This is a genomic window from Oleiphilus sp. HI0043, assembly GCF_001634935.1.
In genome coordinates this window covers 1-700 of record NZ_LWEY01000808.1, presented here as the reverse complement: position 1 = coordinate 700, position 700 = coordinate 1, and the positions used below count along the sequence as shown (strand labels likewise).

Genomic DNA, 700 nt, shown 5'->3' with positions numbered 1-700 from the left:
AGTTTGGGCATAAACTCTATGGGGATAACTTGAGCAAGGCCCTGGGCATTCTTACGCAGCATCTCGACGACAGCATGACATATATCACGATCAACCGCCTCTGATTCAGCCTGAATTAAAGGAATTAACTGAGAAGGCCCATAACCTCTCGGACGCAATTTTTTTCGATAGGCTTCATCAAGCATAACAGCAAGACCAACAACCTGAGCATCGAGACTATGCTTATCTCCGATAATGCCTTGCGGCCAGCCTGAACCGTCTTTACGTTCTTTATGCTCTTTGACTGCACGCCCTACCCGCTCGGACAGATTAGGTATATTTTCAAGAAACTCGCCCCCCAAAGACAACTGCTGCACATACATTTGTCGCTTTTCGCTATCGGGAAGCTTGTCAAAAATGGCAGCAATATCAGGGTCAATATTCAAGAAGCCTGCATCATGCATTTGTGTTGCGGTGAAGACAACTTCCATATCTTCATCATTGAGTCCAAGCTCAAGCGCAATGAGTATTGCAAAACCGGTAGCACTTTGAGTTGAATTAAAACGGGGCGATAAGCGATCTGCAAAAACTGTCAGCTTTTGAGATAGCAGTGGATAAGCACTGATTAAACCACACTGTCGAACCAGTTCCTTGGTTAAATCCATGCGATCCAAGCCCTTCAAGACCTTATTCTGTGCCTTACGAATCGAGTCAAACAATT

Annotated in this window: 1 protein-coding gene; it reads right to left on the bottom strand. The window is 45.0% G+C overall.

Annotation, left to right across the window (positions count from 1 at the left end; all coding sequences use genetic code 11):
• Nucleotides 1–700, bottom strand: a 700-nt coding sequence (locus tag A3729_RS09250; RefSeq protein WP_156497835.1) for an HD-GYP domain-containing protein, incomplete at both ends; no start/stop codon positions are given.